Source organism: Enterobacter sp. CRENT-193 (genome assembly GCF_002787395.1).
GTDB classification, from domain to species: Bacteria; Pseudomonadota; Gammaproteobacteria; order Enterobacterales; family Enterobacteriaceae; genus Enterobacter; species Enterobacter hormaechei_C.
This window is the reverse complement of sequence record NZ_CP024812.1, coordinates 1,291,446-1,316,322: the sequence shown is the minus strand read 5'-3', so window position 1 is coordinate 1,316,322 and position 24,877 is coordinate 1,291,446. Positions and strand designations below refer to the sequence as shown.

Annotated in this window: 22 protein-coding genes; 14 read left to right on the top strand and 8 right to left on the bottom strand. The window is 54.6% G+C overall.

The window, feature by feature from the left end; all coding sequences use genetic code 11:
- Window positions 1–78: 78 nt before the first annotated feature.
- From yhdP to csrD, 7 genes are all read right to left on the bottom strand, one after another.
- Window positions 79–3,885 (bottom strand): AsmA2 domain-containing protein YhdP, encoded by a 3,807-nt coding sequence (yhdP, locus tag CU081_RS06500; RefSeq protein WP_022651930.1) that lies wholly within the window; start codon window positions 3,883–3,885, stop codon window positions 79–81.
- Between the two features lie 42 nt (window positions 3,886–3,927).
- Complete coding sequence (gene rng, locus CU081_RS06495) at window positions 3,928–5,397, bottom strand: ribonuclease G (RefSeq protein ID WP_003860405.1); 1,470 nt, start codon at window positions 5,395–5,397, stop codon at window positions 3,928–3,930.
- The gene (locus CU081_RS06490) at window positions 5,387–5,980 is read right to left on the bottom strand and encodes a Maf family protein (RefSeq protein ID WP_003860403.1); all 594 of its coding nucleotides are present in this window, start codon (window positions 5,978–5,980) and stop codon (window positions 5,387–5,389) included. Before CU081_RS06490 ends, rng begins: the two co-directional genes overlap by 11 nt.
- 9 nt (window positions 5,981–5,989) lie before the next feature.
- Window positions 5,990–6,478: a rod shape-determining protein MreD gene (gene mreD / locus CU081_RS06485; protein WP_003860402.1), complete on the bottom strand. Its 489-nt coding sequence runs from the start codon at window positions 6,476–6,478 to the stop codon at window positions 5,990–5,992.
- Entirely contained in the window at window positions 6,478–7,494 is a 1,017-nt protein-coding gene (mreC, locus tag CU081_RS06480; RefSeq protein WP_003860400.1) for a rod shape-determining protein MreC, read from the bottom strand. Before mreC ends, mreD begins: the two co-directional genes overlap by 1 nt.
- A gap of 62 nt (window positions 7,495–7,556) precedes the next feature.
- Entirely contained in the window at window positions 7,557–8,600 is a 1,044-nt protein-coding gene (mreB, locus tag CU081_RS06475) for a rod shape-determining protein MreB (RefSeq protein ID WP_000913396.1), read from the bottom strand.
- A 282-nt stretch (window positions 8,601–8,882) separates the two neighbouring features.
- On the bottom strand, window positions 8,883–10,823 hold the full coding sequence (gene csrD / locus CU081_RS06470) for an RNase E specificity factor CsrD (protein WP_022651931.1): 1,941 nt from the start codon (window positions 10,821–10,823) through the stop codon (window positions 8,883–8,885).
- Between the two features lie 183 nt (window positions 10,824–11,006).
- Between csrD and acuI the strand changes: the two genes are divergently transcribed.
- The 14 genes from acuI to CU081_RS06395 all read left to right on the top strand — a co-directional run bounded on the left by acuI (window position 11,007) and on the right by CU081_RS06395 (window position 23,939).
- Window positions 11,007–11,981, top strand: a complete 975-nt coding sequence (acuI, locus tag CU081_RS06465; RefSeq protein WP_022651932.1) for an acrylyl-CoA reductase (NADPH) — start codon at window positions 11,007–11,009, stop codon at window positions 11,979–11,981.
- 77 nt (window positions 11,982–12,058) lie between these two features.
- Window positions 12,059–13,060 (top strand): protein-methionine-sulfoxide reductase catalytic subunit MsrP, encoded by a 1,002-nt coding sequence (msrP, locus tag CU081_RS06460; RefSeq protein WP_003860395.1) that lies wholly within the window; start codon window positions 12,059–12,061, stop codon window positions 13,058–13,060.
- Window positions 13,061–13,660 (top strand): protein-methionine-sulfoxide reductase heme-binding subunit MsrQ, encoded by a 600-nt coding sequence (msrQ, locus tag CU081_RS06455; RefSeq protein WP_003860393.1) that lies wholly within the window; start codon window positions 13,061–13,063, stop codon window positions 13,658–13,660.
- Window positions 13,661–13,894: 234 nt separating this feature from the next.
- On the top strand, window positions 13,895–14,347 hold the full coding sequence (gene aroQ, locus CU081_RS06450; RefSeq protein ID WP_003860391.1) for a type II 3-dehydroquinate dehydratase: 453 nt from the start codon (window positions 13,895–13,897) through the stop codon (window positions 14,345–14,347).
- 21 nt (window positions 14,348–14,368) lie between these two features.
- Window positions 14,369–14,833 carry an acetyl-CoA carboxylase biotin carboxyl carrier protein gene (gene accB / locus CU081_RS06440; protein WP_003860389.1) on the top strand — a complete coding sequence of 155 codons (465 nt, stop codon included), beginning with the start codon at window positions 14,369–14,371 and terminating at the stop codon, window positions 14,831–14,833.
- A 10-nt stretch (window positions 14,834–14,843) separates the two neighbouring features.
- Window positions 14,844–16,193: an acetyl-CoA carboxylase biotin carboxylase subunit gene (gene accC / locus CU081_RS06435; protein ID WP_003860388.1), complete on the top strand. Its 1,350-nt coding sequence runs from the start codon at window positions 14,844–14,846 to the stop codon at window positions 16,191–16,193.
- 108 nt (window positions 16,194–16,301) lie between these two features.
- Window positions 16,302–16,544 carry a YhdT family protein gene (locus CU081_RS06430; protein ID WP_022651933.1) on the top strand — a complete coding sequence of 81 codons (243 nt, stop codon included), beginning with the start codon at window positions 16,302–16,304 and terminating at the stop codon, window positions 16,542–16,544.
- Window positions 16,534–17,985 (top strand): sodium/pantothenate symporter, encoded by a 1,452-nt coding sequence (panF, locus tag CU081_RS06425; protein WP_022651934.1) that lies wholly within the window; start codon window positions 16,534–16,536, stop codon window positions 17,983–17,985. Before CU081_RS06430 ends, panF begins: the two co-directional genes overlap by 11 nt.
- Before the next feature lie 11 nt (window positions 17,986–17,996).
- Window positions 17,997–18,878 (top strand): 50S ribosomal protein L11 methyltransferase, encoded by an 882-nt coding sequence (prmA, locus tag CU081_RS06420; RefSeq protein WP_003860381.1) that lies wholly within the window; start codon window positions 17,997–17,999, stop codon window positions 18,876–18,878.
- 137 nt (window positions 18,879–19,015) lie between these two features.
- Window positions 19,016–19,756: a carbonic anhydrase gene (locus CU081_RS06415; protein ID WP_003860379.1), complete on the top strand. Its 741-nt coding sequence runs from the start codon at window positions 19,016–19,018 to the stop codon at window positions 19,754–19,756.
- Window positions 19,757–20,085: 329 nt separating this feature from the next.
- Window positions 20,086–21,051, top strand: a complete 966-nt coding sequence (dusB, locus tag CU081_RS06410; RefSeq protein ID WP_022651936.1) for a tRNA dihydrouridine synthase DusB — start codon at window positions 20,086–20,088, stop codon at window positions 21,049–21,051.
- A 23-nt stretch (window positions 21,052–21,074) separates the two neighbouring features.
- On the top strand, window positions 21,075–21,371 hold the full coding sequence (gene fis / locus CU081_RS06405; protein WP_000462905.1) for a DNA-binding transcriptional regulator Fis: 297 nt from the start codon (window positions 21,075–21,077) through the stop codon (window positions 21,369–21,371).
- Window positions 21,372–21,549: 178 nt separating this feature from the next.
- The gene (locus CU081_RS06400) at window positions 21,550–21,714 is read left to right on the top strand and encodes a DUF2556 family protein (protein WP_003860373.1); all 165 of its coding nucleotides are present in this window, start codon (window positions 21,550–21,552) and stop codon (window positions 21,712–21,714) included.
- Window positions 21,715–21,854: 140 nt separating this feature from the next.
- Window positions 21,855–23,939 carry a putative bifunctional diguanylate cyclase/phosphodiesterase gene (locus tag CU081_RS06395; RefSeq protein ID WP_003860371.1) on the top strand — a complete coding sequence of 695 codons (2,085 nt, stop codon included), beginning with the start codon at window positions 21,855–21,857 and terminating at the stop codon, window positions 23,937–23,939.
- Here the strand turns inward: CU081_RS06395 and envR are convergent.
- Window positions 23,934–24,581 (bottom strand): acrEF/envCD operon transcriptional regulator, encoded by a 648-nt coding sequence (gene envR / locus CU081_RS06390; protein WP_003860370.1) that lies wholly within the window; start codon window positions 24,579–24,581, stop codon window positions 23,934–23,936. The genes CU081_RS06395 and envR overlap by 6 nt on opposite strands.
- Window positions 24,582–24,877: the final 296 nt, after the last annotated feature.

The following is a 24,877-nucleotide window of genomic DNA, read 5'->3' as shown; positions in this document are numbered from 1 at the left end:
GCTACTCGTTCGTTGCCGCCCGTGGCGGTATAAAGATCGTATTTATTGAGAGTGAGGCAATTACCTGCCCACGTCAAATCATTGCGGTGCTTCTTTGCGCGGCTGGCGCAGCACCTCGTTAATCTGCGGTTTATCGACCGGACCGGTAATGCGATAGCGCAGAATAGAGACCTTGCTCCACAGCGGCCCCAGCACTTTACTGGCGGCAAACACCGCCGCACCGACAATCGGGTTCACCACAAAGGCCGCCGCAACGCCCACGCTTGCGGATATTTCCGGCGCCACCACGGCTTCCATATCCAGTTCGCGACGCACGAGGTTGACCGAGCCTTTCATGGCGATATCCGCTTCCAGGCCATCCACCAGCGTATCGTCCGTATGCAGAACGCCGTCTTTGATCCACGCCGTACTGCGAATGGAATCGTAGTAGAAACCTTCGCTGAAGGTGTCGCTGAAATCGAAGCGCAGCTTGCGCAGCAGCGCATCAAAACTCAGCAGGCGCAGGATCTGCCCGGCGCGCCCCGTGCTCACGTCGGCAATCTCACCCTTACCGAAGTTGGTTTTCAGGATGCCGTTAAGCGAAGCTTCATCGGGTGTCCACGGCGCAGCGCGCCAGTGCAGATCGTAATTCACATCGAAGGACGATCCGCGAAGCGGCGTGCTAATGCCGAAGAAGTTAGCCGCGGCGTCCAGCTTATTGCCTTTAATATCGCCTTTCAGCGAGGTGCGTTGTTCACCCGGTTTGTTCACCCATTCGCCCGCGGCAGTCATGCGGCCAAAGCCGGTATCCACCAGCCCACCAGAGAGGCTCAGCGTATTTCCCTGAATGGCAAAATCACCGTCGATACGGCCATATTTCTGTCCCCACAGCCAGCACTCCGCGCAGCGCAGCTGGAGATCGGGCCAGCCGCTGAAATCCACGCGCGACGTCCCATTGCCACTGACAGGAGAAGTGCTTGTCGACTCTGCTTTAGACGCCGTAAAGGTCGGATTGTAATAGAGATAACGGATAGCCGCCTGCCATGGCGCGTGATCGCGCATGATCAACGAACCGTTGATCTCACGCCCCTGCGCCTCGACCTTTGAGCCGTTTACCGTCGGCCGGGAGACAATACTCAGGTTGTTCCACTGCTGCCCGCCCAGCGTCAGCGCAGGCGTGCGCAAGGTAATGGACTGCGGGAACTGCGCCGTTTGGTCGACGTTTTGCCCGACACCTTTCTGGAACAGTGCCAGCCACTCTGCGCCATCCATCGGCGGGAGATTCAGTTCAACGCCCGCCTGCTCCGGCAGCGGCGGCGTGGTACGGCTGTCCGTCGTCCAGATCGCCCTGTCCAGCGTCAGCTTGCGGTTAAGCAGCCAGCGGCTGTTGAAGTGGTTTGTTCCGCCCGCGTTTCCGGTTAAATCGAAGCTGTTAAGGTTGCCCGCAACCTTAACGTTGACGGGCAATGCTTCACCGCTTTTTTTATTCAGCGGCGCGGGAAGCTGGCTGCTGAGGTTTTTTAGATCGCCCGTAATGTCGACGTTATAGCGCGCACCGGCATGATAAGGCAGGTCGATGGCGACCTTGCCATTCCATGACACCGCACCGTCCACCGCATTCTCAATCGGCTTCGGCAGAACATCCATGCGTGACGGCTGCCAGTTCGCGTCCATATTGACCGCCACCTGGTAGGCTTTATCGCCCTCGGTGGTGGAGAAATCGATATTAACGGGTTGATTGAACCAGGTCGCTTTAAGCGGCTCACTTTTCAGCGTGCCGTTAACAAAGCTGAACTGACCGCTGAGGTTTTTCAGGGTGCTGTCCAGCGGCTTGATATAGAGGCTGTTGTTATTAAGGCGAACGTCGCCTTTGGCGGTGGTCAATTCACCGTCCAGCGGGATATCCAGATGTAAGCGAGCATTCACATCGCCATCTAACTGCAACTGCTGAAGGGTGGCTGCCAGGGAGTCATTCAGCGGCGTATCTTCAAAGTACGGGCCAACCGCTTTACCCGGCCCCTTAATATCCGCATCAATCAGCAGCTTCTCTTTGGAATAATCCGGGATGTTTGCCGTCAGGTTGCTTGCCGTTACGCCGCCCAGCGCGACGCTGTCCGTCTTCATCCACAAGCCGTCATTCAGGAAGTTGAGTTCAATATCCAGATTCTTCAGCGCCGGCCAGTCTGGCTGGAAGGCATAGGTGGCGTTGCGTAGCGGCACCAGAACCTGGAACTGGCCTTCGTTGTGCTTATACGGGAACAGGTGCGGGTTGCCGCCGTAGACCAGCGTGGCGTTATCCGCCTGGCCGCCCTGAATAGCGCCGCTGAGATAGTCCACCAGCGCTTTCCCCATCAGGTTTTCCGGGAAGTAGCGCCACGCCTGCGAACCGTCATCCGTGCTGATGCCCGCCAGAATACCCAGCCACGGCTCATCGCCTTCAGGCTGTAGATAACGGAAATTACCGCGGGCATGTACCGCTTTGGCTTTTACATCAATATCGCGGCCATCGAGCTGAAAACCTTTGTCATTCTTCAGCCAGTTGAGAGTGGCATTTCCCTTTTCGATCTCCAGTGGCGCACGGAAGACCGTTTCGTACGGCATTTTCGCGTCCTGCATTTCTGCCGTCAGCCTGCCGCTTTCCACGCTGCCTTCCAGTTTACCGCTGAAGTGCTCGGCACCCGGCAGCAATTTCCACTGTTTCCATGCGAGATTTTTCCATGCCGCCTGAAAACGCGTCTTTTCCGTAGCCTGGAGCGGAATATCCAGCGCCAGTCGGTTTATCTGCCCGCTCGGCTGCGTCGCCAGCCAGATTTCGCCCAGCTCCGGTGAAAGTTTTGCGGCCATTGAACGCAGCCCTTCGATCGCCGTCAGATCCAGGTTACTGGCGCGGATACGCAGCTCGTCGCTGCGTTTACCGTTTATCCCGCCGACGTCCTGTTCCGGCATCCACGCCAGCGTCAGCGCGCCGCGCGGCCAGGGTTTGTTATCCATGGAGATGCGCGTATCCGGAATGGCGAACTGCCAGCCGCCTTTATCCTGCGTCACGTGTGCGGTGAGGTTATCGACGGAAAGTTGATGCTGATGGTTTTCCCCTTTCCAGCTCGCGCCCCCCTGCTTAAGCCAGATATCGCCGCTGGCGAACGCCCCGTTCGTCAGCGTCATCCAGCCTTCCAGGCTGAAGCGCGCGGTCTCCAGCTGCATGTTCTGCTGTAGCCACTCACCGAGCCACGGCTTCACGTCCACGTCGTCCGCCTGTAGCCAGACCCTGCCGTTGTTCAGCAGGCCATTGTCGTCACGCAGATCCATCCGCACCTGCATAACCCCGTGCTGCCCGTTCAGGCTGGAGAGATTCACCTGCCCCTCGGCGCGGTGGCGATCTTTCCCGTTTAACCAGGTCAGCTGTGGGATCGCCAGCTCAGCGCGCTGACCGGAAAGAGTAATAAAGCTCACTTCGCTGTCGCGCAGATCGAAATGATCGAACTGCCGCAGGAACAGATCGCTGATACGGCTGGTTTCCAGCCCTCGATCGCTGTCGCCGCTTTGCAGCGGCGTGTTAGTCATCAGCTGAAGTTGCCAGAAGGTGAGATCGCGAAACTGCCAGCGCAGATGCAGCAGGCTTTGCCAGACATCCAGCGCCAGGGTGACGCGTTTGATTTTGAGGTGGCCGCCATCTTTCAGGCTGGCGCGGATATCCCGCGCATCTAGCGTCGGGCCAAAGTTCTGCCAGCTTGCCTCGATATGACTCACGTCCACCGGCAGGCCGGTGGCGGATTCGATTTTTGCCAGTATCTGCGGACGCCAGCTGTCCAGATGCGGCAAGGCGAGACGCAGCCCGCTCACGAGCAACGCGACAATCACGACCAGCGTTGCCCCTGTAAGCAGTAAAATCCCCGGCAATCGCCTCACGCGTCTCTCCTTGTCAGCCTTAAATCTCGCAGCGAACTGCGTTTACATCATGACGACGTCAAACTGCTCCTGGTTATAGAGCGGCTCAATTTGCACTTTTACCTGTTTGCCGACAAAGATTTCCACTTCCGCCAGCGCGTGCGACTCTTCCCCTTTCAGGGCCTCCGCCACCGCAGGGGAAGCATAGACCAGAAAACGGTCTGAGTCGTAGGCATGATGGACACGGACAATTTCACGCATGATCTCGTAGCAGACCGTCTCCACCGTCTTTACCGTTCCGCGTCCATGGCAGGTTGGACACTCATTACACAGGACATGTTCCACGCTTTCGCGGGTCCGTTTCCGGGTCATTTCCACAAGACCGAGCTGCGAGAAGCCATTGATGCTGGTTTTCACGCGGTCCTTACTCAGCGCCTGCTCCAGAGAGTGCAGCACGCGACGGCGGTGATCTTCATTGTTCATATCGATAAAGTCGATGATGATAATGCCGCCCAGATTACGCAGGCGAAGCTGACGCGCGATGGCCTGCGTCGCTTCGATGTTGGTGTTGAAGATGGTGTCATCGAGGTTGCGATGGCCGACAAACGCGCCGGTGTTGATATCGACGGTGGTCATCGCTTCGGTTTGATCGATGATCAGATAGCCACCCGATTTCAGCTCAACCTTACGCTCCAGCGCACGCTGGATTTCGTTTTCAACGTCATAGAGGTCAAATATCGGCTGGCGTCCGGTGTAATGCTCCAGCAGACCCGGCATTTCCGGGATGTACTCGGCGGTGAACTCCAGTAAGGCTTCGTACGTCAGACGGGAGTCCACGCGGATGCGGTCAAGCTGGGCGTCGGCGAAATCACGTAATACGCGCTGAGCGAGCGCCAGCTCACCGTACAGCCGGTAGCGGGTCTGGTTGCGTTTTTTACGCTCCATCACTTTGGTCCAGACGCGCTTCAGGTAGGCCGCATCCGAGGCGAGATCTTCTTCGCTGATCCCTTCCGCCGCGGTACGGATAATAAACCCGCCCTGCTCGTCGCAGTAGGCGCTGACCACCTTTTTCAGGCGCTCACGCTCGCTTTCGCTCTCAATACGCTGTGACACGCCGACGTGCGACGCCCCCGGCATAAAGACCAGATAGCGTGAAGGCAGGGTGATGTCGGTGGTCAGACGCGCGCCTTTAGTGCCCAGCGGATCTTTTACCACCTGCACCATCAGATCCTGGCCCTGACGCACCAGCTCAGAGATGTCGCGCACGGCAAACTGCTTTTGCTCTTCGCCTGCCACACATTCGGTGTGCGGCATGATATCGGAGGCATGTAAAAACGCCGCCTTATCGAGCCCAATATCTACAAAAGCCGCCTGCATACCCGGCAGGACACGACTGACACGACCTTTGTAGATATTGCCTACGATTCCGCGTCGCGCTTCACGCTCAATATGAATTTCCTGAAGAATGCCACCATCAATGTAGGCCACACGGGTTTCCGATGGCGTTACGTTTACCAACAATTCAGCCGTCATAATTATCCCTTCCCTCACGCAGTGAGTTAAAATTGCTCAGCAACTCATACGTTTCCACCAGCGGTAAGCCGACTACGGCGTGATAGCTGCCATTTATCTTCCTGACAAAACAGCCACCCAACCCTTGAATACCGTATGCACCTGCTTTATCCATAGGTTCACCGCTGGCGATATAGCCGGCGATCTCCTCGTCGGTGAGGACTCTGAACGTCACTTCCGTTACCACAAGGCAATCCAGAACGTACTGGCTGTCTGCCAGCGCTACCGCCGTCATCACCTGATGGGTTTGTCCGGACATGTTACGCAGCATCCGCGCCGCATGGTCTGCGTCGCGGGGTTTCTCAAGCACCTCACCATTGAGAATGACAATGGTATCCGCACCCAGCACCGGTAAGTCACGCGGCACGCATGCCACGCCCGCCTGCGCTTTTTCACGCGCCAGACGAGAGACATACTGCTGAGCGCTTTCACCCTCAGCACGTTTTTCTTCAATACCGGTAACGATGCGTTCGAAGGAGACACCCAACTGCGCGAGCAGTTCCTGGCGACGCGGAGAACCGGAGGCAAGATACAAAGACGTCATAGAAACCTTTTATTGCACGGCAAACTGCTGGCGAATTTTACGCATCAGCAGGAACAGCCACGGCCAGAGCACACCGTTTACTACACTACTCCAGAACACTTCCGGTCGGAAAGAGACGTTGATCACTAAAAACTCTGCCCAGAAAACAACGATATCCGCAGCGAGCGACAACAACATCACCACCAGCGCCTGTTGCCAGAGCGCAAGGTTACGAAAGAGCTGGAATTTGAGTGCGACGAGATACGCAATAATGCTCATGGATAAGGCGCGGACGCCAAGCGTAGAGCCACTGATAAGATCCAGTATGGCACCCATCACAAAACCTGTGCCGACATTTACGCGGTGCGGCAGGGCAAGGATCCAGTAGAGCAAAATGAGCAATACCCAGTTTGGCCGGAAAACAAGAATGTCGTCCGGCCAGGGCATAATTTGCAGCAACAGTGCAACGAGGAATGAGAGCCAGATTACCCAGCGCCCCTGGCTACGATAACTGGCCACTACTGCCCTCCACCCGAGACTTGCGGCGGTGGCGGCGCATCCGGCAGCGGCTGCGTTAACCCCGTCGCCGGAGCCGGTACGGGTGCAGGTGGTCCCATCGCATCCGGCGCAGGCAGTACCTGCGGCATCATCTGCATCAGGCGTTCATTCGCCACGCGATGCACATCTTCCGGGGTCATCGGGTTAGCTCCGTTACGATCGGCGCCCCACAGCAGCAGCAGGTAGCGCAAACGCTGCAAGCCGGCCGTTGGACGCGCCTGAATCACGGTGTAGGCACGCTGAGTGTCGAGCTTCACGGAAGAGACAACCGCAACCGGGTAGCCCTCAGGGAAACGACCGCCCAGACCGGACGTCACTAGCACGTCGCCCACGCGGATATCCGTGTTGGCGGGCAGATGTTCCAGTTGCAGATCGTCCGTGCAGCCGTTACCGGCGGCAATCACGCGAATATCGTTACGCAGCACCTGAATCGGCAGTGCATGGGTGGCATCGCAAATCAGCAGCACGCGGCTGGTCAGTTTGGCAACCGCCACAACCTGGCCCACGACGCCTTTATCGCTGATGACAGGCTGACCTTCGTATACGCCGTTCACGCTGCCTTTATCAATCACCACCTGATCGCTGTACGGATCGTTTACGGTGGAGATCACCTGGGTGACCATTTTCTGTTCATCCTGGCGCAGCGGCGAGCCAAGCAGTTCACGCAGGCGTGCGTTTTCCTGCTTATATTGCCCCAGCATCAGCAGCTCGCTGTTTTTCAGCAGCAGTTCCTGGCGTAACGCACGGTTTTCGAGTTCGAGCTGGTCACGCGATGAGAGCGTTTGCGACACGGAGTCGAGCAGTTCACGGGGACCATTTGAAATAAAGTAGAAAGGACTGACGGCGGTATCCATGTACGTTCGGATCTGGCTGAACGTACCGAGGCGGCTATCGGCAATAATGACCCCGAGCGCAACCAGAACCGCCAGGATCAGGCGAAACTGTAGCGACGGGCCACGGCTAAAAATTGGCTTCATAGGCTATGCGTATTCTCGCGTCAGAGAGAAAGGGTAGCAAATTGCTACCCTCTCACACCCGACTACTCTTCGCTAAACAAGTCGCCGCCGTGCATGTCGATCATTTCCAACGCCTTGCCACCACCACGGGCGACGCAAGTCAGTGGATCTTCTGCAACTACGACAGGAATACCTGTCTCTTCCATTAACAGGCGGTCGAGGTTACGCAGCAGCGCACCACCACCGGTCAGAACCATACCGCGCTCGGAAATATCGGAGGCTAGCTCTGGCGGGCACTGTTCCAGCGCAACCATCACCGCGCTCACGATACCGGTCAGTGGCTCCTGCAACGCTTCCAGGATTTCGTTGGAGTTCAGGGTGAATCCGCGTGGCACGCCTTCCGCCAGGTTACGACCGCGAACTTCGATCTCGCGCACTTCATCACCCGGGTAGGCAGAACCGATTTCGTGCTTGATGCGCTCTGCGGTCGCTTCACCGATCAGAGAGCCGTAGTTACGGCGAACGTAATTGATGATAGCTTCGTCGAAACGGTCGCCGCCGATACGCACGGAAGAGGAGTACACCACGCCGTTCAGGGAGATAACGGCCACTTCAGTGGTACCGCCACCGATATCCACCACCATAGAACCGGTAGCCTCAGAAACCGGCAGACCCGCACCAATTGCCGCAGCCATCGGTTCTTCAATCAGGAAGACTTCACGCGCACCGGCACCCTGAGCAGATTCACGGATTGCACGGCGTTCAACCTGGGTCGCGCCAACCGGCACACACACCAGCACGCGCGGGCTTGGGCGCATGAAGCTGTTGCTGTGAACCTGCTTGATGAAGTGCTGAAGCATTTTTTCGGTCACGAAGAAGTCAGCAATAACGCCGTCTTTCATTGGGCGGATCGCGGCGATGTTGCCCGGCGTACGGCCCAGCATCTGCTTCGCATCATGACCTACTGCGGCCACGCTTTTTGGCGAGCCGGCACGATCCTGACGAATGGCCACAACGGAAGGCTCATTCAATACGATGCCTTGTCCTTTTACATAAATAAGGGTATTCGCGGTACCCAGGTCAATGGACAGGTCATTGGAAAACATGCCACGAAATTTTTTCAACATACTAAGGGATAATCCTGAAAGCTGGGGCGGAAAACAAAATCCGCTTACTTTACCAACCACACGCAGCAGCGACAAGGCGCAAAAATCGTCTGCTACGGTGAAAATTAGTGCAGCACGTTTCCTTTGTTACAAATTCATCCCCTGAATCCCTCAGGGCTGAGTAAACAGCAGCGTCCCTCACTTTCACTTGTAACCCATTAAAGGTCGTTCACTGGCTTTTATGCTCGTCTTACTCAAAGCTACAGGCGCGATATTCTACGTGAAAACAAAGTAAACGGCAGGTCAAACAGAGTATCTTTGCAAATATTTTTTCACATTGGTGTCAAGCGGCTGAGAGGCGGCAAAAAAATCCCCCTGACCGCCCGTCACGCCGCGCTCTGTCAACATCTGCCATTCACTTCGTGAACGTACGCCTGTGGCAAATACTTGCGTTTGCGTTCCTTTGCACGCTTCCACCAGGCTTTGTACCAGCAGCTGGTTTTCCGTGCGTTTTTCAATATTCCTTACCAGACCCGGATGCAGCTTCAATAATTCAACATCCAGCTCTTTGATCCAGCTGGTGCTCACCAGCGTCAGACCCGCCTGGGTTACCGCCACGCGAGCTCCAAGCGCATTGATTAAACGCACCACCGGGCGCAACCGGCTGATGTGTTGACCTACATCTGCCTCTGCAAGTTCAAAAATAATGCGTTTGCGTTGCGATTTTTCGCATTGCATTAACGTGTCACGTAACCAGCGCTGGAAGCGCGGACGGATCAGCGATTCGACGGTCACCTGTAAAGCCAGATTTTCTTCAGGCCAGTACGATAAAAACGGAATGAGGCGGGTGATTTGCTGACGGTCATACTCTTCGGACAATCCGAATTGCAACACCATGGGCAGATATTCCGCGGAGATAACCTCTTCGGTGCCATCAAAAATACGGCACATCAGCTCACGATGATGGACATGACCACTCTTCATGACCGCCGGTTTTTGATAGATGCGCGGTCCGCCCCGGCTCAGCATCTGTTCAATCAGGGTTCGCCAGCGCACGTTGCCGCGCCCTTTCTCCGGCAGCGTATCATCATAGACCGCCCAGCCGTTCGCCCCCTGCAATACGGCGTTACGCGTTGCCGCTTCCGCATGTTCCATCACCTGCTCCGTCGACTGACCGCCGCGCCAGGCACAGATGCCTATATGCACCATGTCGTCTCTGTCGAGCATTTTGCTCTGGGGCAGCGCATCGACGGCTTTCAGCAGCTGACTGGCGATACTCTCGGATTCCTTTAAGGTGCGATGCGGCAGCAAGACGGCAAAGTCGCTGCGGTGGTAGCGTGCCAGTAACGCGCCGGGGTAGCGCATAATAAAGGTGGACAGCAGGTTAATCAGCGTAAAGAGGTTCTCTTCCGCCACGCGCTGACCCCAGGTATCACGGAGCAGATCAAAGTCGGGCAGGCGAATCATCATTACCACGCCATGCGTACCCACCTTTTCGGGGTCATCAAGAAGCGTAGCCAGCTGATTATCAAAGAAGAGACGGTTGTTGAGGCCCGTTTTGTTATCCTGCGCGGCATAAGAGCGAATCAACGTGTCCATACGGCTACGCTGATCGCTGGCAAACTGGATTTCGGAGAGCAGCACGTCCAGGGCGCTACTGGTGCGTGATGGCCATTCATAAACCGATCCCCGCACCTGCGGACCCCGCTCGCCATTCAGTATCCGCGCGGAGCGTGTTTCCAGCAGTTCCTGGCCGGAAAGTTGACGACGCTGCCAGCGAACGGCGAGGAAAATCAGCAGAACGATAAAAGCAACGGCGATGGTTAAGGGCGCGGTGGTCATAAGCGAGCGTAAATAGTTGCTCATCGGATCCTGGTACATCAGATGAATTGTCATACCCGGATGTTTAAGTGAATTAACCGTGACGTCCCGATACTGATCTACCGTGCCGGCAGGACGATAGCTGCCCTGGCGGGTATGGCTGAAAACGGTCTGCTTCCCCTGTTTAATGTCGATCTGCACTATATCCACAGGCACCATTAACTCATCCAGCTCACGCGAAAGCGCCGGGAAGGAGGACGTTATCAGGCGAGTGTCGATAACCGATGCAACCGATTCAACCCGGTTAACCAGCTTATCCTGGATGGCATTGTAAAAGCTCAGCGAGCAGCCGATTAGCGTGACAAATATGGTCAGCCCCGTCAGCAAGGTAATAAAAGCTGAGAACTTCGTCGTTAATCGCATCCTTGAGATTACTCCGTGGGTTGAAGGGGGGGCAAGTGAGCACTAACTTGCATTTTAAATGCGACATACTATCAAACCTGGTGTATCTGGCAATTTATTGCGTTAAATCGGCACTGCGTTTCATTGAGCGAGTATAGTCATCAGGACATATTTTCCCATCATCAAACCTAGTGAGGACCCTGTATGCAGGCTTTGATCTTAGAACAGCAGGACGGCAAAACCGTTGCCTCGGTGCAAGCCATTGAGGAGAACCGCCTGCCGGAGGGCGACGTGACCGTAGATATCGACTGGTCCAGCCTGAACTATAAGGATGCACTGGCGATTACGGGAAAAGGTAAAATCATCCGAAATTTCCCGATGGTGCCAGGAATCGACTTTGCAGGCCGCGTGCATACCAGTGAAGATCCGCGTTTTCACGCCGGACAGCAGGTGCTGCTCACCGGCTGGGGCGTAGGTGAAAACCACTGGGGCGGACTGGCAGCACAGGCGCGCGTCAAAGGTGACTGGCTGGTCCCGATGCCGAAAGGCCTGGACGGTCGTAAGGCGATGATCATCGGCACGGCAGGCTTCACCGCCATGCTGTGCGTGATGGCGCTGGAAGAGGCCGGGATTCGTCCTGACTCGGGCGAAATTGTCGTCACCGGCGCCAGCGGCGGCGTGGGCAGCACGGCCGTCACGCTGCTGCACAAGCTGGGGTATCAGGTCGCCGCCGTCTCTGGCCGCGAAAGTACGCATGATTATCTACGTCAGCTGGGCGCAAGCCGCATTCTGAGCCGCGACGAATTTGCCGAGACCCGCCCGCTGGAAAAACAGGTCTGGGCTGGCGCAGTAGATACCGTCGGCGACAAAGTGCTGGCGAAGGTGCTGGCGCAAATGAATTACGGCGGCTGCGTGGCGGCCTGTGGTCTGGCGGGTGGATTTGCCCTGCCGACGACGGTGATGCCATTTATTCTGCGTAACGTGCGTCTTCAGGGTGTCGATTCGGTCATGACCCCAGCCGAGCGGCGGGTTGAGGCCTGGGAACGTCTGGTGCAGGATCTGCCAACCTCATTCTATGAGCAGAGCGCCACTGAGATTACCCTGAGCCAGGCGCCAGAGTTCGCCAGTAAAATCATGGACAACCAGTTCCACGGTCGTGCGCTGGTTAAAATCGCCTAATCTTCAAATTTTCGTGACATATTCGCGCTAACCCTCCTCCTCCGTCATGCTTAGAAAAACGCCTGACGGAGGATGCCATGAAAACCCGAAAACTGACGGAAGCCGACGTAACGTCTGAATCTGTCTTTATGCTACAGCGCCGCCAGATCCTGAAAATGCTTGGCATCAGCGCCACTGCCCTGACGCTCACCCCTGCGGCCCATGCCGATCTGCTCGACTGGTTTAAGGGCAACGATCGCCCGAAAGCCCCCTCCGGCGCACCGCTTGACTTCACCAAACCGGCACAGTGGCAGAATAAACTGACGCTGACGCCGGAAGATAAAGTCACCGGCTATAACAACTTCTATGAGTTTGGTCTTGATAAGGCCGATCCTGCCGCCAACGCCGGGAGCATGAAAACCGATCCCTGGACGCTGAAGATAGATGGCGAGGTGGCAAAACCGCTGACGCTGGATCATCATGACCTCACCACCCGCTTCCCCCTTGAAGAACGCATTTACCGTATGCGCTGTGTGGAAGCCTGGTCGATGGTGGTGCCGTGGGTAGGTTTCCCTTTGCATAAACTGCTGGCGCTGGTTGAGCCCACCAGCAACGCGAAGTATGTTTCTTTCCAGACGCGCTATGCCCCGGACGAGATGCCAGGCCAGAAGGATCGGTTTATCGGCGGCGGGCTGGAGTATCCCTACGTTGAAGGTTTACGTCTCGACGAAGCCATGCATCCGCTTACGCTGCTCACCGTCGGGGTTTATGGCAAAGCGCTGCCGCCGCAAAACGGGGCGCCCATTCGCCTGACCGTACCGTGGAAATACGGTTTCAAGGGCATCAAATCGATCGTCAGCATTAAGCTCACCCGTGAACGCCCCCCCACCACCTGGAACCTGGCAGCGCCTGACGAGTATGGTTTTTTTGCCAACGTTAACCCGCACGTTGACCATCCGCGCTGGTCGCAGGCAACAGAACGTTTTATCGGTTCCGGCGGCGCGCTGGATGTTAAACGCCAGCCAACGCTGCTATTTAACGGCTATGCGGATGAGGTGGCATCCCTCTACCGTGGTCTGAACTTACGGGAGAACTTCTAAGTGCGTTTAACGGCAAAGCAGATAACCTGGCTGAAGGTACTCCTGCATTTAGCCGGATTGCTCCCCTTTATCTGGCTCTTCTGGGCAGCCAGCCAGGGACAGTTCAGTGCCGATCCGGCGAAAGATATTCAGCATTTTACGGGTCGGATGGCTCTGAAATTTTTGCTGGCGACCTTGCTCGTCTCACCGCTGGCGCGCTACGCTAAACAGCCATTATTGATACGCACCCGTCGGCTTTTAGGGCTATGGTGTTTCGCCTGGGCAACGCTGCATCTCACCAGCTACGCCCTGCTGGAACTGGGCATTAATAACCTGGCACTCCTTGGCAGCGAACTGGTGACGCGTCCCTATCTGACGCTGGGTATCGTAAGCTGGCTGGTTTTACTGGCGCTGACGCTGACATCCACGCAGTATGCGCAGCGAAAATTGGGTCGACGCTGGCAACTACTGCATAACTTCGTCTATCTCGTCGCGATCCTCGCCCCTATTCATTACCTGTGGTCGGTGAAGATTTTATCCCCTCAGCCGGTCATCTACGCCCTGCTGGCCCTGGCCCTTTTAGCGTGGCGTTACAAGAAGTTCCGCCAGTGGTTGCGATAGTTCACGAAACTGTGCGTTTTCCCGCAGATTATTTATCAACCGCGAATCTTTTTCGGATAGCGGTTGATAATCTTCCCTGATAAGACCAGTATTTAGCTGCCAAATGCTACGAAATCGTTATAATGTGCGACTTCGGTTTTCCGGACAGGGGTTTTAGGCCTCTGAAAGGGTGACAATTGCGCTTTGAGGGTATATGTTGTTTTTTACCCGAAAATCGCAGGAGATAGCGGCATAATGGCTGATAAATTCCAAATTTTAGTTTTAAACGGACCGAACCTGAACATGCTCGGCACCCGTGAGCCAGAGAAGTACGGCACGCTAACATTGAGCGAAATTGTTAACCGTCTGAGTACGGAAGCAGCGTCGCTGAATGTGGATTTGGACCATTTTCAGTCTAACGCGGAGTACGCAATCATCGACCGTATTCATCAGGCTAAAGACACTGTGGACTATATCCTGATCAATCCGGCCGCGTTTACGCACACCAGTGTTGCTATACGCGACGCACTGCTCGCGGTGAGTATCCCGTTTATCGAGATCCACCTGAGTAACGTGCACGCCCGAGAGCCGTTCCGCCACCACTCCTACCTGTCAGATATCGCCGCTGGCGTGATTTGTGGGCTGGGTGCAGACGGCTATTCATACGCTTTACAGACAGCGGTAAAACGCTTGTCACAATCACACTAAACAAGAGTACGGAACCCACTCATGGATATTCGTAAGATTAAAAAACTGATCGAGCTGGTTGAAGAATCAGGCATCTCCGAACTGGAAATTTCTGAAGGCGAAGAGTCTGTACGCATCAGCCGTGCAGCCCCAGCCGCTAGCTTCCCGGTAATGCAGCAAGCTTATGCTGCGCCAGTGCAGCAGCCTGCGCTCTCCGCAGCCGTTGCGCCAGCGGCAGCAGAAGCGGCACCTGCGGCTGCAACAGAAATCAGTGGTCACATCGTACGTTCCCCAATGGTTGGTACTTTCTACCGCACCCCGAGCCCGGACGCGAAGGCGTTCATCGAAGTGGGTCAGAAAGTCAACGTAGGCGATACCCTGTGCATCGTTGAAGCCATGAAAATGATGAACCAGATCGAAGCAGACAAATCAGGTACTGTGAAAGCGATCCTGGTCGAAAGTGGTCAGCCGGTAGAATTTGACGAGCCGCTGGTCGTCATCGAGTAACGAGGCGAACATGCTGGATAAAATTGTTATCGCCAACCGTGGCGAGATTGCACTGCGTATTCTTCGTGCCTGTAAAGAACTGGGCATCAAGACCGTGGCCGTGCATTCAAGCGCGGATCGCGATTTAAAACACGTATTGCTGGCGGATGAGACGGTCTGTATCGGTCCGGCTCCGTCCGTAAAAAGCTATCTGAACATCCCGGCGATCATCAGCGCCGCCGAAATTACTGGCGCGGTCGCGATTCACCCGGGTTATGGTTTCCTCTCTGAGAACGCCAACTTTGCTGAGCAGGTTGAACGCTCTGGCTTTATCTTCATTGGCCCGAAAGCTGACACCATTCGCCTGATGGGTGACAAAGTGTCTGCCATCACCGCGATGAAAAAAGCTGGCGTGCCAACCGTACCGGGCTCTGACGGCCCGCTGACCGACGATATGGATGCTAACCGCGCCCATGCTAAACGCATTGGCTATCCGGTGATCATCAAAGCGTCCGGCGGCGGCGGCGGTCGCGGTATGCGCGTTGTACGCAGCGATGCTGAACTGGCGCAGTCCATCTCCATGACCAAAGCGGAAGCGAAAGCGGCTTTCAGCAATGACATGGTGTACATGGAAAAATACCTGGAAAACCCACGCCACATCGAAATTCAGGTGCTGGCTGACGGTCAGGGTAACGCGATCTATCTGGCAGAACGTGACTGCTCCATGCAGCGTCGTCACCAGAAAGTCGTCGAAGAAGCGCCAGCGCCGGGCATTACGCCGGAACTGCGTCGCTACATCGGTGAGCGTTGCGCCAAAGCGTGTGTCGATATCGGCTATCGCGGGGCGGGTACCTTTGAGTTCCTGTTCGAAAACGGCGAGTTCTACTTCATTGAGATGAACACCCGTATTCAGGTTGAACACCCGGTTACCGAAATGATCACCGGCGTTGACCTGATTAAAGAACAGCTGCGTATCGCAGCCGGTCAGCCGCTGTCCATCAAACAGGAAGAAGTTGTGGTTAAAGGCCATGCGGTAGAGTGCCGTATCAACGCCGAAGACCCGAACACCTTCCTGCCAAGCCCGGGTAAAATCACGCGTTTCCACGCGCCGGGTGGCTTTGGTGTGCGCTGGGAGTCCCATATCTACGCCGGTTACACCGTACCGCCGTACTATGACTCAATGATCGGTAAGCTAATCTGCTACGGCGAAAACCGTGACGTGGCCATTGCCCGCATGAAGAACGCCCTTCAGGAGCTGATCATCGACGGGATCAAAACCAACGTTGATCTCCAGATGCGCATTATGAGCGACGAGCACTTCCAGAATGGTGGGACTAACATCCACTACCTGGAGAAAAAACTCGGTCTGAACGAGAAGTAAGAGATCAGTGTTGCTAAAAGGCCGGATTATCCGGCCTTTTTTATTTCTGGGGATCGCTAAGCCCCATCATGTACAATCCCCGCTTTCTTCATCCACAAGGGACAAAAAATGGACAAACGTTTTGTTCAGGCCCATAAAGAAGCGCGCTGGGCGCTGTGGCTGACCCTTCTCTATCTCGCCGCATGGTTAGTAACTGCTTACTTACCTGATTCGGCGATTGGCATTACCGGCCTCCCGCACTGGTTTGAAATGGCCTGCCTGCTGCTGCCGCTGATGTTTATCCTGCTGTGCTGGGCGATGGTGAAATTCATCTATCGCGATATTTCACTGGAGGACGATGATGCAGCTTGAAGTCATTCTGCCCCTTATCGCTTACCTGTTCCTGGTGTTTGGCCTGTCGGTTTATGCGATGCGTAAACGTTCGACCGGCACCTTTCTGAACGAGTATTTCCTCGGGAGCCGCTCAATGGGTGGCGTCGTGCTGGCCATGACGCTGACCGCTACTTACATCAGCGCCAGCTCGTTTATCGGTGGCCCGGGCGCCGCTTATAAGTACGGGCTGGGCTGGGTACTGCTGGCCATGATCCAGCTGCCTGCCATTTGGCTCTCTCTGGGCATATTGGGTAAAAAGTTTGCCATTCTGGCCCGTCGCTACAATGCCGTAACGCTGAACGATATGCTGTTTGCTCGCTATCAGAGTCGCTTGCTGGTATGGCTGGCAAGCCTGAGTCTGCTGGTGGCGTTTATTGGCGCAATGACGGTGCAGTTTATCGGCGGCGCACGTCTGCTGGAGACGGCAGCCGGTATCCCCTATGAGACGGGCCTGGTCATTTTCGGTGTGAGTATCGCGCTGTATACCGCGTTTGGCGGGTTCCGCGCCAGCGTGCTCAACGACACGATGCAGGGGATGGTGATGCTCATTGGCACTCTCGTTCTGCTGGTGGGTATCGTGCATGCCGCAGGGGGCCTGAGCCATGCGGTTGAAACCCTGGAAGCGATCGATCCGAAACTGGTCTCGCCGCAGGGGGCGGATGACATCCTCTCTCCAACCTTTATGACCTCGTTCTGGGTGCTGGTGTGCTTTGGCGTGATTGGCCTGCCGCATACTGCCGTGCGCTGCATCTCATATAAAGACAGCAAAGCGGTGCACCGCGGGATCATTATCGGGACAATTGTGGTGGCGATCCTGATGTTTGGTATGCACCTGGCGGGCGCGCTGGGCCGCGCGGTTATCCCTGACCTTACCGTACCGGATCTGGTCATTCCGACCCTGATGGTGAAAGTGCTTCCGCCGTTTGCCGCCGGGATTTTCCTCGCCGCACCCATGGCGGCCATTATGTCGACCATCAACGCTCAGTTGCTGCAAAGTTCCGCTACGATCATTAAAGATCTCTATCTGAATTTGCGCCCTGAACAGGTCGAAAATGAGCGACGCCTCAAGCGTATGTCGGCGGTGATTACCCTGGTGCTGGGGGCGTTACTGCTGCTGGCCGCGTGGCGTCCACCGGAGATGATCATCTGGCTAAACCTGCTCGCCTTTGGCGGGCTGGAGGCCGTTTTCCTGTGGCCGCTGGTGCTGGGGCTGTACTGTGAACGCGCGAATGCCGCGGGTGCATTAAGCGGCATGATTGTCGGGGGCGTCCTGTATGCCGTTCTCGCCACGTTTAAAATTCAGTATCTGGGCTTCCATCCGATCGTGCCTTCGTTACTGTTAAGTTTACTGGCGTTTGTGGTGGGAAACCGTTTTGGTCGACCGGTGCCACAAACTGCCCTGATTTCTACTGACAAATAAAGAGTTTTGCCATGCCGTGGATCCAATTAAAACTGAACACAACCGGCGCGAACGCCGAAGAACTGAGTGATGCGCTGATGGAGGCCGGTTCGGTCTCTATCACCTTCCAGGACACGCATGACACGCCGGTCTTTGAGCCGCTGCCAGGCGAAACGCGCCTGTGGGGTGATACGGACGTTATCGGCCTGTTCGATGCAGAAACCGATATGAAAGAGGTCGTGGCGATTCTGGAAAACCATCCGCTGCTGGGCGCGGGTTTCGCGCATAAAATTGAACAGCTGGAAGACAAAGACTGGGAACGCGAGTGGATGGACAACTTCCATCCGATGCAGTTTGGTCAGCGTCTGTGGATCTGCCCAAGCTGGCGTGAAGTGCCCGATGAAAACGCCGTCAACGTGATGCTGGATCCGGGTCTGGCGTTCGGCACCGGTACCCACCCGACAACCTCCCTGTGCCTGCAATGGCTGGATGGCCTGGATCTGGAAGGCAAAACCGTGATCGACTTCGGTTGCGGATCCGGGATCCTTGCTATCGCAGCACTGAAACTGGGCGCGGCAAAAGCCATCGGGATCGACATCGATCCGCAGGCGATTCAGGCCAGCCGTGATAACGCCGAGCGTAATGGCGTTTCCGATCGCCTTGAACTGTATCTGCCCGATGCACAGCCAGAGGCGATGAAAGCCGATGTGGTGGTCGCGAATATCCTGGCTGGCCCATTACGCGAGCTGGCGCCGTTAATCAGCGTGCTGCCGGTTGAAGGCGGTCTGCTGGGCCTGTCCGGTATCCTTGCCAGCCAGGCAGACAGCGTCTGTGAAGCCTACGCCGATCTCTTTGCGCTCGACCCGGTGGTCGAGAAAGAAGAGTGGTGTCGCATCACCGGTCATAAAAAATAAGCGTTTGGCGTGGTCGTCTGACCACGCCTTTTTCCTTCGGTTTTTTCTCCCGCCTTCTTCCTTTCTTCGATAAAATAACCCCACAAATCACAATGTTAATTATTGATTTGGATAATAAAATTCACAGGAAGAATATGATGAAACACATTTCAGGCAAGGCAGCGCTGCTGGCGCTGAGCATGATTTCGGCTACGGCTTACGCATCACACTGGAGCTATCAAGGAGAAGGCGCACCGGAACACTGGGGCGAACTGGACGAGGCGTACAAGACGTGTAAAAGCGGAATGTATCAGTCGCCGGTCAACATAGATAACACGGTCAAAGCCCACATCTCTCCGCTGGAAACGCACTATATCGACGGCCCGGTCATTCTGACAAATAACGGCCATACTATCCAGGCGAGTGAAAATGCCGATACACGCGACAGCATCACGCTTGATAAACAGCGCTGGACGTTACAGCAGTTCCATTTCCATGCACCATCCGAAAACACGGTGCACGGTAAAAAATACGCAATGGAAATGCATCTGGTCCATAAAAACGCTGACGGCGAACTGACGGTCGTTGCCGTTATGTTCGATCAGGGCGCTGCAAACACTGAACTGGATAAACTCTGGGGCGTGATGCCGGGACAGGTTGACCAGAACGTCACGATTAAGCCAACCCTTGATATGAATAAATTACTGCCCGCGGATAAAACTTACTGGCGTTTTAGCGGCTCTCTGACCACCCCACCGTGTTCAGAAGGGGTAACGTGGCTGGTCCTCAAGCATCCGCTGACCGTCTCTGCTGAACAGCTGCAAAAATTTACTCACACTCTGCACCACGAAAACAGCCGCCCGGTTCAGCCGCTTCATGGCCGTCTGGTTGTTGAATAAGTCGATTTTTTACGTTGATATCCTGTGCTGAAATGCGACGCAGATCGCAAAGAAGCGCCATAATCTGCTGCTTATAGCAGCAGATTATCCCGAACAATTGATCCATTTATTCAGAAATGATGAGAAGTTACGGGAAATTGTAAGCGCCCACAAAATGTTCATTTATTCATAACACAATGATTTAAATAGCGAATAATCTTATCCCAAAAGAATGACTGGCGATTCCTTGATCTACAACAGAGGATTGTTCAAAGTTTGGCCTTTCATCTCGTGCAAAAAATGCGTAATATACGCCGCCTTGCAGTCACAGTATGGTCATTTCTTAACTCATGCGCATCGGACACCACCAGCTCAGAAATCGCCTGATCGCAGCCCCAATGGCAGGTATTACCGACCGGCCGTTCAGGACGCTGTGCTACGAGATGGGAGCAGGATTAACCGTTTCCGAGATGATGTCGTCTAACCCGCAGGTTTGGGAAAGCGACAAGTCCCGCCTTCGGATGGTGCACGTGGATGAACCAGGTATCCGCACCGTGCAAATTGCCGGAAGCGTGCCTGAAGAAATGGCAGATGCCGCGCGTATTAACGTGGAAAGTGGCGCCCAGATTATTGATATCAATATGGGTTGCCCGGCCAAAAAGGTGAATCGCAAGCTTGCAGGTTCAGCCCTTCTGCAATACCCCGACCAGGTGAAGTCAATCCTGACGGCGGTTGTCAGCGCAGTGGACGTTCCTGTTACGTTGAAGATTCGCACGGGTTGGTCGCCGGAACACCGTAACTGCGTAGAGATTGCCCAACTGGCCGAAGACTGTGGCATTCAGGCCCTGACCATTCATGGACGCACTCGCGCCTGTTTGTTCAACGGTGAAGCTGAATACGACAGCATTCGGGCAGTTAAGCAGAAAGTTTCCATTCCGGTTATCGCGAATGGCGACATTACTGACCCGCTTAAAGCCAGAGCTGTGCTCGACTATACGGGAGCTGATGCTCTGATGATAGGACGTGCCGCTCAGGGAAGACCCTGGATCTTTCGGGAAATCCAGCATTATCTGGACACTGGGGAGCTGCTTGCCCCGCTGCCTCTGGCAGAGGTCAAGCGCTTGCTTTGTTCGCATGTTCGGGAATTGCATGACCACTACGGCCAGGCAAAAGGGTACCGAATTGCGCGTAAACACGTCTCCTGGTATCTCCAGGAGCACGCTCCAAATGACCAGTTTCGGCGCACATTCAACGCCATTGAGGATGCCAGCGAACAGCTGGAGGCGTTGGAGGCATACTTCGAAAATCTTGCGTAATGAAATAAAGAGCTGACAGAACTATGTTCGAACAACGCGTAAATTCTGACGTACTGACCGTTTCTACCGTTAACTCTCAGGATCAGGTGACTCAAAAGCCCCTGCGTGACTCGGTTAAACAGGCACTGAAGAACTATTTTGCTCAACTGAACGGTCAGGATGTTAATGACCTGTATGAGCTGGTACTGGCTGAAGTTGAACAGCCACTGTTGGACATGGTGATGCAATACACCCGTGGTAATCAAACCCGCGCTGCCCTGATGATGGGCATCAACCGTGGTACCCTGCGTAAGAAACTGAAAAAATACGGCATGAACTAATTTCGATTAGCTAACTGCTTGTTTAAAAAGGCGCTCTTCGGCATGGGGAAGCGCCTTTTTTATCGTCCGGGCGGGCAACCGTCAACGCTTTGTAAACCTTCCCTTTCCCCACTTTTCAACGCCCGCTTTTCGTGTATATTTCCACCAACTTACAGGCTCTCTTTTCGCGGAATGACACATGATTCGTAAATACTGGTGGCTGGTCGTTTTTGCTGTCTCTGTTTTCATTTTCGATGCGCTGCTGATGCAGTGGATTGAACTGATGAGCACTGAAACCGATAAATGTCGCAATATGAATTCCGTGAACCCGCTTAAACTGGTCAACTGCTCAGAGCTGGACTAACCGCTTCCATCCTGTATAAAACCCTGTTAACACCCAATAAAAACAGGGACTTAAATCACTTTTCGTCATTTCCTGACGATGATAATGTCTGTCCCCTTTCCAACCGCTCTTGCTTAACGTCTCACACGAGTGAACAGACCATGCTGGTTAGCCAATACAACCAAATCCTCGTAGTCATCTCCTTTGTTGTTGCCATTCTTGCCGCCTATACCGCACTGAATATGGCTGCGCGCGTTGCCGGAAGCCAGGGCGTCGCTGCACGCGTCTGGCTGGCAGGTGGCGGTGTTTCGATGGGGATTGGCGTGTGGGCGATGCATTTCATCGGTATGCTGGCGATGGATCTTTCCATGAGCATGAGTTACAACGCGGCCCTGACCGTGCTTTCGATGGTTATCGCCATTAGCTCGTCAATGTTTGCCCTGTGGCTCGTTAGCGGCGAGCAGCTACGTTTGCGCCGGCTGCTGCCTGGCGCCGTCGTGATGGGAACGGGCATTGTTGCCATGCACTACACCGGTATGGCTGCCCTGGAGGTCACACCGGGTATTGTCTGGGATAAAACGTGGGTGGCTATCTCTGTGGTCATAGCCCTTGCCGCTTCACTGGCCGCTCTTTGGCTGACGTTCCGTTTACGTCAGGAAGCCGCACGAATGGCGTTGATGCGGCTGGGGGCGGCGATCACCATGGGCATCGCTATCGCTGGCATGCATTACGCTGGCATGGAAGCAGCACAATTTCCGATGTCGACGATGGTCCACCATCATGGCATTAACGGGAGCTGGCTGGCGATATTGGTTAGCGTGGTCGCGCTCGCTATTCTGGGGATTACGCTGCTGGTGTCGATGTTTGATGCCCGCCTTCAGGCTCGTACCTCGCTGCTGGCCTCATCACTGGCAGAAGCTAATCGTGAACTCGCACAGCTGGCGTTGCATGATACGCTGACGCGATTACCCAATCGTATTCTGCTTGAGGATCGCCTCGATCAGGCCATCAGCAAGGCCGATCGCGAAGGAAGCCCTTTCGCGCTGATGTTTATGGATCTCGACGGCTTTAAAACCGTCAACGATGCCTATGGTCATGATGTCGGTGACAAGCTTCTGGTAGCGGTGACTCAGCGTTTGCTGTTGCAGTTGAAAGGTCAGTACACGCTGGCGCGTATCGGTGGGGATGAATTCGTGCTGCTGGCCGAAACCGCCACCCCGGATGATGCTGCCTCACTGGCAAATTCACTGGTGCGCGTCATTGATAGCCCGTTCCATCTCGATCCTTACGAACTGATGGTCACCCTGAGCATTGGCATTGCGCTCTATCCACACGATGGCAAAACCGATCGTGAACTAATGTTTAACGCTGATGCTGCGATGTACCACACGAAACATATGGGTCGCAACGGCTATCACTTCTTCCAGCCGTCAATGAATACGCTGGCGCAGACGCATCTACAGCTGATGAATGATCTGTGGCAGGCCATCGACCGTGATGAGTTACGCCTGCTTTATCAACCTAAATTCCACGCCCCTGCCGGGCCGGTCATTGGGTTCGAAGCGCTGTTACGCTGGCAGCATCCTAAACAGGGATTACTCTCCCCCGACCTGTTTCTACCGCTGGCAGAGAAAACAGGGCTGATTATTCCGATTGGAAACTGGGTAATCGACGAGGCCTGCCGCCAGCTGCGTGAATGGCATCTTCAGGGCCACACGGACTGGTCAATGGCGGTGAATCTTTCTACGTTGCAGTTCGAACAGCCGTCGCTGGTTAAAACGGTTCTCGATTGTCTGACGCGCCATAGCGTGCCGCCAGGCATGTTGATCCTTGAGGTGACTGAAACCACGGCAATGAGCAATCCGGACGAAAGCGTACGCGTCCTGACAGCGCTGACGGATGCGGGAGTAAAAGCCTCAATAGACGATTTTGGTACAGGTTACTCAAGCCTTCTCTATCTTAAGCGGCTTCCCGCCTGCGAGTTGAAAATCGATCGCGCTTTTGTGAAAGAGTTAAGTGGAGAGAGCGAAGATGCGACAATTGTCTCGGCGATTGTCGCCCTGGCAAAAACGCTGAATCTGAAGGTCGTGGCGGAAGGGGTCGAAACCGCAGCGCAGCAGACCTTCCTGACAGAACTGGGATGCAATACGCTACAGGGTTATCTGCTGGGCAAACCAATTACCGCGCAAGCTATTATGGAACAGTGCCAGCACGGGGAGATGTCGCCACCCCGGGCGCAGTCATAAGGCTGTATCGTAAACCACTGGCGCCACTCGGGTGATATTTAGTGTCGCCAGAATATTATCCACCAGCGCCGGCGCTTGTTTGTACAGATCAAAACTGGTGTTATCCATTAACCAGTTTTTAATGACTCCGCTAAAAAAGGCATGGAAAACAATCAGCGCCAGTTCAATATTAGTTTGCGAAGAGATAATGTTATGAGCAATGCATCGCTTAAGCGTCTTGCGAAGATAATCATCGTTTAAACCGATCCGCTTGCGTATTTCACATTCTGAAATCACATCGTCATGAAATTCACACTTATGATACAGAATTTGTAAAAGCGCATACTGTCGGGGTTCGCTCGCAATATATTGCAGCGCAACAATAAATTGTTCACGAAGCATTAACAAAGGGTCGTCATTTTCGGAAAGCATTAGCCTGTCACGAATGATTTCACGCAGCGGCAATTGCTGTTCCCATATTGCGTTAAATATTTCCGCTTTACTCGAGAAATGCCAGTAAACCGCCCCGCGAGTGAGTTGAGCTGCATCGGCAATGTCGGTAAGCGTGGTGCTGGCCACGCCACGCGTCGCGAATAGCCTGATAGCGGCATCAATCAGCTGCTGGCGGGTCTTTTGAGCCTCTTCTTTCTTTTTGCGCGCCATTACCTGCTACTCGTTACTTACAAGATTGATACGTTATCAAAGGATATTGCCGTGGTCGTGTCAGACAAAGTATTAACCAAAATCCTTGTTAGTTTTGCACAAAAAAAGTCAATTCGTTTAATTTATAAGCCTCGTGAATAAATTGAATATATTAAATACATAAAACATATGTATAGCTTTCACCAAAAAGCATTTCGTTGATTATCCTGACAGAAATAGAGTGCCGAATGCACTGGGTCAGATTCCGATTTTTACTTTTTAAAAGCTCCATCAGCACTTATAAATTAAAAAACATT

Bases quoted from the DNA above. Each gene is read 5' to 3' on its own strand.
- rng (WP_003860405.1), bottom strand. From the start codon at position 5,397: ATGACGGCTGAATTGTTGGTAAACGTAACGCCATCGGAAACCCGTGTG.
- CU081_RS06490 (WP_003860403.1), bottom strand. From the start codon at position 5,980: ATGACGTCTTTGTATCTTGCCTCCGGTTCTCCGCGTCGCCAGGAACTG.
- mreC (WP_003860400.1), bottom strand. From the start codon at position 7,494: ATGAAGCCAATTTTTAGCCGTGGCCCGTCGCTACAGTTTCGCCTGATC.
- mreB (WP_000913396.1), bottom strand. From the start codon at position 8,600: ATGTTGAAAAAATTTCGTGGCATGTTTTCCAATGACCTGTCCATTGAC.
- csrD (WP_022651931.1), bottom strand. From the start codon at position 10,823: ATGCGATTAACGACGAAGTTCTCAGCTTTTATTACCTTGCTGACGGGG.
- acuI (WP_022651932.1), top strand. From the start codon at position 11,007: ATGCAGGCTTTGATCTTAGAACAGCAGGACGGCAAAACCGTTGCCTCG.
- msrP (WP_003860395.1), top strand. From the start codon at position 12,059: ATGAAAACCCGAAAACTGACGGAAGCCGACGTAACGTCTGAATCTGTC.
- aroQ (WP_003860391.1), top strand. From the start codon at position 13,895: ATGGCTGATAAATTCCAAATTTTAGTTTTAAACGGACCGAACCTGAAC.
- accB (WP_003860389.1), top strand. From the start codon at position 14,369: ATGGATATTCGTAAGATTAAAAAACTGATCGAGCTGGTTGAAGAATCA.
- accC (WP_003860388.1), top strand. From the start codon at position 14,844: ATGCTGGATAAAATTGTTATCGCCAACCGTGGCGAGATTGCACTGCGT.
- CU081_RS06430 (WP_022651933.1), top strand. From the start codon at position 16,302: ATGGACAAACGTTTTGTTCAGGCCCATAAAGAAGCGCGCTGGGCGCTG.
- panF (WP_022651934.1), top strand. From the start codon at position 16,534: ATGCAGCTTGAAGTCATTCTGCCCCTTATCGCTTACCTGTTCCTGGTG.
- prmA (WP_003860381.1), top strand. From the start codon at position 17,997: ATGCCGTGGATCCAATTAAAACTGAACACAACCGGCGCGAACGCCGAA.
- CU081_RS06415 (WP_003860379.1), top strand. From the start codon at position 19,016: ATGAAACACATTTCAGGCAAGGCAGCGCTGCTGGCGCTGAGCATGATT.
- dusB (WP_022651936.1), top strand. From the start codon at position 20,086: ATGCGCATCGGACACCACCAGCTCAGAAATCGCCTGATCGCAGCCCCA.
- fis (WP_000462905.1), top strand. From the start codon at position 21,075: ATGTTCGAACAACGCGTAAATTCTGACGTACTGACCGTTTCTACCGTT.
- CU081_RS06400 (WP_003860373.1), top strand. From the start codon at position 21,550: ATGATTCGTAAATACTGGTGGCTGGTCGTTTTTGCTGTCTCTGTTTTC.
- CU081_RS06395 (WP_003860371.1), top strand. From the start codon at position 21,855: ATGCTGGTTAGCCAATACAACCAAATCCTCGTAGTCATCTCCTTTGTT.
- envR (WP_003860370.1), bottom strand. From the start codon at position 24,581: ATGGCGCGCAAAAAGAAAGAAGAGGCTCAAAAGACCCGCCAGCAGCTG.